The 8,516-nt window shown below is 51.0% G+C and carries 2 protein-coding genes and 1 pseudogene; all 3 read left to right on the top strand.

All coding sequences use genetic code 11. The features are described 5' to 3' along the window. Window positions 1-1,099, top strand: a 1,099-nt coding sequence (locus tag VBE63_RS22225) for a hypothetical protein (protein WP_323685208.1), incomplete at its 5' end; no start/stop codon positions are given. Between the two features lie 665 nt (window positions 1,100-1,764). Then, window positions 1,765-6,276 (top strand): Ty1/Copia family ribonuclease HI, encoded by a 4,512-nt coding sequence (locus VBE63_RS22220; RefSeq protein WP_323685207.1) that lies wholly within the window; start codon window positions 1,765-1,767, stop codon window positions 6,274-6,276. 369 nt (window positions 6,277-6,645) lie between these two features. After that, window positions 6,646-8,516, top strand: a pseudogene (locus VBE63_RS22215) (hypothetical protein); the annotation flags it as partial.

Here is an 8,516-nt window from a genome sequence, read left to right as displayed (position 1 = left end):
GGGACAATTATACGATCTACTTCCACGTCATTGCAAGGATTACTGGCAATACTACGATTCAGCCATTCGTCAAGCACTGCTCAGTAAACATGTCGGATTAGAACACTCCGAACTGACGAAGCCAGCTGCATACGAACGCAGCGGATATCAAATGCTATGGCGATTGGCATACATCGCCGGGCATCCACGATTGTCGGAAAACTTCGTCGACCCCGGACTGCCTCGCCAGAAAAGTACTATAGACCTCATGGAATATCGGGCAGAGTGGTTTACTCGTCTTCACCTGCACTATTACCAAGGAACCTTCCTTAGCGATCGATACTTCGCCGAGACCTTCGTCAAGAATATGAGTTCCGCCATGAACGGTGTAAAGGCGCATATCCATGCACAAATCCGGCGAGTCCCGATCTCCATGCCATTGCCTATGATGTTTCAACCAGAAAATATTGTCAGTTTCATCTGTACGACGGTGAGACTCATTGGCGTCGACGATCTCACGCCATTGACTACTCCTCGTGACTTCATGGATTCCCATTCGCGATCCCGTCGTAAGACCGAGTCTTCGAATTCTTCTTCTTCCAATCGATCATCATCGACTTCGACACGCAACGTACGACAAGTTGATAATCCCGAAGAAGAAATACGCAGTATGGATATTCGCCAAACTGACGCATTCTGGTCACTCGATGAAGATGTTCAACTTAGTGTTCATTCGCTCGCCGCCGCAACCCACAATCAACTACAATGTCACGGGTGCGGTGGTCCCCATCCTTTCGTACAATGTCCCAAGTTGAAGACACTCGTCACTACCAACCCGACAGCTGCGAAGCGAATGATTGACGTCATCCGAAATGCTCTTGGTTTCTCTAATACGGAAACAGATTCGTCTTCTACGCGAACGCAACGTAGCCTACGTACCGAACCACGATCTTCGGCCCGTTCCAACAATCGTAGTCGTGACCGTACACCACCTTCGTCGAATCGTCGTCCCGTACGCCAACTTCAAGACGGTAGCGACACCGACGACGACGTCACCATCTCACAACTTGATACTGACGACGAAGGTACCACTACTGACGACAGTCGGGATTTTATGTAAGCCGGCGAAAAAGAAAGCGTTTTCGTGAACGGCGACCGCCTCGTAAACCCCCCGACAAATACAAGACGAATAAGCAAGAACTCCCGATATATTCCCTACTGGATCTAGAAGCCTTCCAGCACGACCCCGAAGTCGAATATTATTTCGATGCTACCACTGACACCAGTTCCACTGATGCCGCGTCTGAATCTTCTGTCACATCGTGTCCAACGGGTGAAGATTCCGATGTACCCAACTCCAGAGATATATCTCCGGCGAAAGTACCTGATTTCATCAAGGTCCTCCCAGAGGTAAATCCTGCTCCTCCGCCACCACGCGTTGTACAAGCCCTGTACCAGCTCGATAGAGACATTCAAGAATTGAAAATCAGTCGCATAGACTATTATCGAGAACTCCGAGTATCCGAAGTTCAACTGTCCCCTAATCTCCCTCCAAAAGGACATATGGACAACGGTTCTTTGGCTACTACCACAGACAACCTTGACTACGTATGGTGTTACCACGAATATACTTCCGAAGAACGTAAGAAAGCCCCACGTTTAAAGGTCGCAAACGATACAATATGCGTACCTATCGGCCAAGGATATCTCAAGGTCCCATGTGACAATTCCGATGGTTTCCGATTCGTAAGTACGTATGTTACACCGGAAATACCAGCCACTATCATGTCTCCAGATACAATGGGACGTGCCCTTGGTTGTCGTGGATATACGACGTACTCGGATTTCAAAGACAACACGGCACAATTGAAACTCAACGATTGCAGTTACGACGATGCCGAAGTTCGATTCAATCTCCACCTAATTCGTGGACTGCTTTTTACCGACCCACTTATTGCTCCTACTCCCGACGAACGTACGGCCAAGACACTACCTGCAGGAAAAGCTGAAGATGTCAACAATCATGTGACTGTATCTTCACTCGATTGCTGTGCAACGTGTTCTACCAGCGTCAAGGACGTACAAGGCCTCAGTATGAAACAAAACAGTCTTTTGTGGCATTTCCGTGTGGGACATACCAACCAACGCACTATCAGTGATCTACACAAACACGCTGATGGTATCCCCAAGAATCTTCCCCGAGGCGATCCTATCGACTCGTGTGCTATCTGCAAGCGTAACAAGCTACACAGAGCATCACGAGGACCACTCGTCGACGAAGAACCTACCGAATGCTGGCAAAATATCCAGATCGACATGGGTTTCTTCGTACAAGCCTCATCTGGAAAGAAAGATCCTTCCAGAAAACGATCCAAGAAAACGTCCCACCGAAATAAAACCACCAAGGCTCGGAACGCCGAAAAAGAACTACGTCCTCTTACTCGCGCCGCAAAACGGAAACTCGAGATCGATCTCGAGCAGAAGAAGCGTAAGGAAGAAACTATCTACGACGAAACAGATAGCGATAGCGACGGCCCGCCTCCCGAGCTACTTGATAACCCAGACAGCAGTTCCGATGAAGAATCTGTTGCCCCAACTGCCGTCAAGCCGACGTCGTCTCCCGTAATCCCGGAAACCGTCGACTCTGACGATGACTCCACTGTTATCCCTGGACTGGCTGTCCCAGAATACGAAAGTTCTGACGACAGCGATGACGAATCGACCCATCTCCCTAAACCAACACGGAGATCCCCTACTGCGAGCACCCAGACTTACACTTTCGAAAAGATCTTGAAGCATCGCGGTCCCCTCAAGCGTGGGATGAAAGGCTACCGTGGTAGTCCCTTTAATCTCCATATCCTATGGTCTACAGGCCAGAAGACATGGGAACCCTTGAGTCTCATTCTCGAAGACGCCCCTTCTGAAATACGGGCATACATCCAATCCAAGAACCTGATCTCCGAACCCGCGTGGGCTGACGTTATCGCCAGTCTGCCCCCTCAGCCAACTATTGATGACGACGACACAGATGACGACGAAATCGATAGCGATCTCCATGATGCTTTCGTATTAGACGACGAATTCGAGCCTCTATCTTACGACGAAGCCAAAGCGAAAGCTATCAACGCCGCTCGCCGATATCATCGCTTAAAAGGGCTTAACGGTGAAACATGCTATGTCCTCATCGTCGATCGCAAATCTGGCGCTATGCAAGTTTCTATCCGTCGCGACAAAACTCCTCCGATCGATTTCGTAAAGGAGTGGATCGCCAAGTATGCCTCTAGCGCACCCAATCGCGTTGTCCGCTTCGATCAAGGTGGCGAATTCGGCAAGTGCACTGAAATCCATGATCTGTTCTCCAAGGCTGGCTACGACGTCCAATTTACTGCTACTGGCTCGTCCTCCGAAATTGGCCTCGTTGAACGCAACCACCGAACCATTGGCGACGCTGTTCGTACCATGCTATTTGCAGCCGGTCTCCCATTGAAATATTGGCCTTACGCACTTCGATACCACGTTTTTATCTCAAATTGCTTGGCCCACGGAGATCGTCCTGCTGCTGCTATTACGATCTGTACTGGACGCCGTCCTAACCTGTCCCTCATGCGTGTATTCGGTTGCCGTATTTACGCTCTCCCTTCCAAAGGGCGTGACGGTAAAGCCGAGGTACACGGTCGCTCTGGCATCTTCCTTGGTTATACTAAAACCATGCGCAATGCCATCTACATCGACTCCGAAACCGGCGAGATCAAACATGCCCGTCATATCGCTTTCGACGAAGGCATGAACGATTCCAAGTCGCCTCCCCCTTACGTCAAATATCTTCGTGGCGAACTCAAACCCGAAGATCTAGACCTTGAACTCGATAAGGTATCGGACGATATGAAGATCATCATGTCACCGTTTACCACTGTTGATTCCGTGGAATGCAAATTCCGTCCCCATGCCGCTCATCCTCTTGGTTTTCAGGTTGAGCGATGTCCTCAATACTTGCGCGCATATGTCAGCGCATTTAACAACCCCTTTGGCAGTTACGACGTTACCCAAGCCAACAAGAAATATCTTGGCGGGTACATCCTTCGCGTGGGTAAAATACATACGTTTTCCCCCGACGACGTCCAACAAGCCATCACGTCTTACGCTGCGCTTGATTCGCCGCCCAAGACCTTGACAGTGTACATTGCGAAAGATTTACGCAATACACTGTCTGACTCCCGACCACCCCCCCTCTTTCTCCGTCCTGTCGACATCCGTCGTGTCGCTGCCATGACTCTTGTCGCAGGGGAGGGCACACCCCAGCAACAGCGTGCCTCCCTTCGCGAACTTTCTTCCACTCCCGCTCTTGGAGCCACTCCACCCGACCCAGATGATGCTTCGCTTCCTGCTGGTTGGGACGATGTTGCTCGGCTTCGAGAGATGCGCAAGCTTGTCAACGACCATATGACAGACGAAGAACGCCGACTCCCTTCCTTTACAAGGAAGAATTTAATGACCCTATCCAACTGGGAAGAATGGCGTGCTGCAGATCACAAGCAGCTTGACTCCCACTACGACGCTGGCACCATGGGCGAAGCTGTCCCTCGCCCGAAACCCGACTCATTAACTCCATCGCAAGTTTTTCGACTTGTATGGAACCGCCTCGTCAAGGCTAGCGGTGTGCGAAAATCTCGCGCCTGCCTCGACGGATCGAAACGCGCTGCACCATGGCTACGGCTAATGGTACAAACCTACTCCAGCTGCGTAGAACTCCCGTGTCTAAGAGCATTTATTGCTATGTGTGTCAACCGGGGATACTACATCGCCTTCGGGGACGTAGAGAACGCCTATCAACAGTCTCCTCCCCCGTCTATCGACTGCTTCCTCGAAATCGACGATACTATAGAAGATTGGTATCTACACCGTTTCGGAAAGAAGCTGAACCGGCTCAAAGAGGTAATTCCTCTCTACCGAGCTTTGCAAGGGCACCCAGAAGCCGGTGTCCTATGGGAACGCATGATCACGGACATCCTGTTGAATAAAATGGGACTCCGTAACGCACCCCATGAACGAAATATTTACTCTGGTACCATCAACGGCCAAGAAATTCTCGCGTGTCGACAAGTAGACGATTTTGCCGTTGGAGCGCTTGATCCTTCGACTTGCAAATTGTTTATCGCAGAACTCCGAAAGCACGTTGAAGCCGAATATGCTGCCATGGGTATGGAAACCGACCAAGGTGTCTACCAACGATATAACGGTATTGACATCGTACAGACCCGCGATTACGTCAAGGTAGGATGCGAATCCTACATCGATCGCATGTTGCAGACTCATGGATGGGATTCCCCAAGGTCTCCGAAGGATCGGACTTCGAACAAAATTGTCCCGATCGACCCGTCCAAGGTCAACCATCTCATGCTACTGGATGGTCCACCCGAGAAATCTGTAGAAGCCAGATCATTGGCTCGACAGAAAGGTTTCTCCTACCGCAATGTCCTCGGCGAATTGATATACGCTTATGTCATCGCCCGATTGGATATTGGGTATGCTATTTGTACCCTCGCCCGGTTCGCGGGCGCCCCACACGCCGAACACTACGATTCCCTCAAGCACGTTTGCAGGTACCTCCGCGCTACGAAGTCGTGGGGGATTATTTTTGTCCGACCTGCCCCTCTTGATGGCCTTCCAGACGTCCCTTTTGAGTTCCTCGACGAAGACCCATCGTTGCCGGAATTCCCGGTGTTTGAGCGTGACGAACTCGTCGGCTGCCTTGATGCGGCCCATGCCACCGAACTCCGTACTCGTCGATCCGTCACTGGATTGATTATACTCTTCTGCTGCGCTGCCATTGCGTGGAAGAGTCAAGTACAATCTCTTGTTGCCACCAGCTCGACCGAAGCCGAATTCTATTCAGCCGTCACTTGCGGGAAGATAATCAAGTATCTCCGCTACGTCCTTCAGGCGTTTGACGCGCTACGGCCCGGTCCCTCTCGCATGTTCATTGATAATCTAGCAGCACTACAGATGATCAATGAACGCCGGCCTACTCCACGCGCACGACACATCGAGATTCAGCATTTTGCCATCCAAGAATGGCGAGAGAAGATGGATCTCGTCATGGTCCATCTAAAGGGTATTCTCAACCCTAGCGATGGTATGACGAAACCTCTCGGCTGGGTCCTTCACTCCCGTCATGCACGCCGTGGAATGGGACACTACAACAAGATCGGCTCCCCAAGCAGGCTTCCGCCACTCCAATCGTCCCCTTCTGCTAGATTGGAGGGTCTGGAAGCCGGGGAGGGTGTTGGAGCCCGATAAGGGCGACTGCGTTGGCACCCTTGACTGGATGGGTCACGGGTGACAGCGTCGACTAAAGATTCACCAAGTTTCATGCCAAGAAGGAATTGAGTAGCAATTCCGCTCTCGCTCTCTCTACTTGCCATTAATTTGTAGAATCAGTAATAGTAACGGCCTTTCCGACTTGAAAGACTTCTGCTGTTGATTCTCTTATACACGCTCAATTCCTATAGCTTAGCATATCGATAAACTTGGTTCTAACAGGTTATCGAGCCCAAATACCGTATCTCCTCTCTTTCCTATTACAAGATGTCTAGTAAAGGAAAATCGCATACCAGCTCTCGTAAGAAGGAACCGCCTCGTGCTGTCACGAACCCCGAGTTCATTCTTATGTATTGCAACCCCGATGAGAAGAATCTCACGTCTATTCCTGCCGTTACGATCAAACGTAACAGTTTCAATATTGGACGAGACGAGACGAAAACTCACGATACGATCGTGAACGGAATCACGCACATGATCATTGGATTCCTGTCCCGTTTCATGCCGGCCGACGAGATCAACGAATCCGTCAACGAGGCCGTAAAAGGTCACTACTCTCCCACGCACACGGAAGATGGAAACTTCAAGTTCGTTGTCAACGGAGTCAACGATGGTACGGTTCGCACCTTCGTGGCTGCTTCCAACTTCCTCAAACGTGACGTTCCAAAAGGTCGAACAACACACGTTGTCATTGTGCATCCTCCGCCGGCCTTCCATGCATTGATAAAGGTACTTGTTGCTGGACATGTCTTCCATGATAGACCCAACGACGAGGACTTTCGCGACATGCTACCATTCCTATCGCCGGTATTGCAAGAAGAATATCGTCGCTACTTGGAAGCCGTCCAAACTCCCGAACTTTCTACCCTCGATACCGAATTTATTCGACAATTCAAGAAGTTCACCGACATGATTGACCCGACTGGAGAACCGCTCCAGCCACGTACCAACATTACGTGGTATGTACCCCCTCAAGAGGAAACCAAGGAGGAAGAAAGCCCTCCATGTGCTCCCGCGACGGACGAAGCCCTTTATCCTCCTTCCGATAACCATGATTCGACGGACACCCCCATGTCCACGACTTCGCCTCCGAATCAAGCGACGGAAGCACCAGCATTGGTATCCCAAGATACCACGCAGGCTACTACTGGTCCCCACGAACTAGGTGCGCCAGCTGTTAGCAATCCCGAATGGGGTATTGGAACGTTCGAACCTACACACGACGTCACTGTTACGTTCGATGCTCCCGATGTCTCCTCCGAACGTCAGTCGTACGCTTCTGTCGTTACCAATCCTCGAAATTCCGATCGTGAAGAAGCCAAGGATCAAGATCCTCCGTCTGGCGGAAGCTCAACCACGACTCTACCGAATTTCGGTGATTTGTCATCCATCCGCCCACGTGGTACGAGTCCTGGGACACAATCGGTCCCGAATGTTACGACCAATCCCGCCGTGAGATTCAGTCACCACACGACTAATCAACGTGCCGGGACTCCCGTGAGTCGTGGCAACAGTTCCGCGACCACTAACCTTCAGAACAATCGCAGTCCCGATCCAGTTCGTCCCAGCACTCCACGAGTTCTTACCACTCCCCAGAATACTCGCCATTTCGATCGGACTACTACCACTGCCCCAACTACTGGTCCCCAAAGCTATACTACTACTACTACGGAAGCGTATACTCCTGCGCCCAGTAACAACGCGCAGTCCCAAGTTCTAGTTCCCGATGCAGTAACAATGAACGAGAATGCGATCGTACCCGACGAGTCAACCATTACCGCGAGTATTGCAACCACTACGTGGGATATTCCAAAACCATCCCTAGCATTGTTCGCCAAGATAGCGGCTCAAATGGGTGCACGTATCAATCCGTCACCCACCAACAACGTTCAGACGGATCAACCTCAAGGCGTAAGTGTTACGAATCAATCCCCGCAAGGATCTACGGGCAGCAACTCGTCATTCTTTTCGTGTAATCAGCCGCCGACGCCCGTTACACTTCCGACGATCCCCGCGCCTACAGATCCCAGTACTACACAGCCAATTGCTCCGTCAACGACTGTACCGATAGCTCCAGTCCCTATTTCGACACTTACTACATCGGCATTTACTACAGTACCCATCAATACACCTGTCGTTTTGCCGCCTGCACCGGCGCCGGCACCCGTTCCTCGACCAACAACAGCACCAGCACCGATTCCACCGCCTATTCCGGCTCC

This window comes from Lamprobacter sp. (assembly GCF_034860625.1).
Lineage (GTDB): Bacteria > Pseudomonadota > Gammaproteobacteria > Chromatiales > Chromatiaceae > Lamprobacter.
This window is presented reverse-complemented; position numbering and strand designations above follow the sequence as displayed.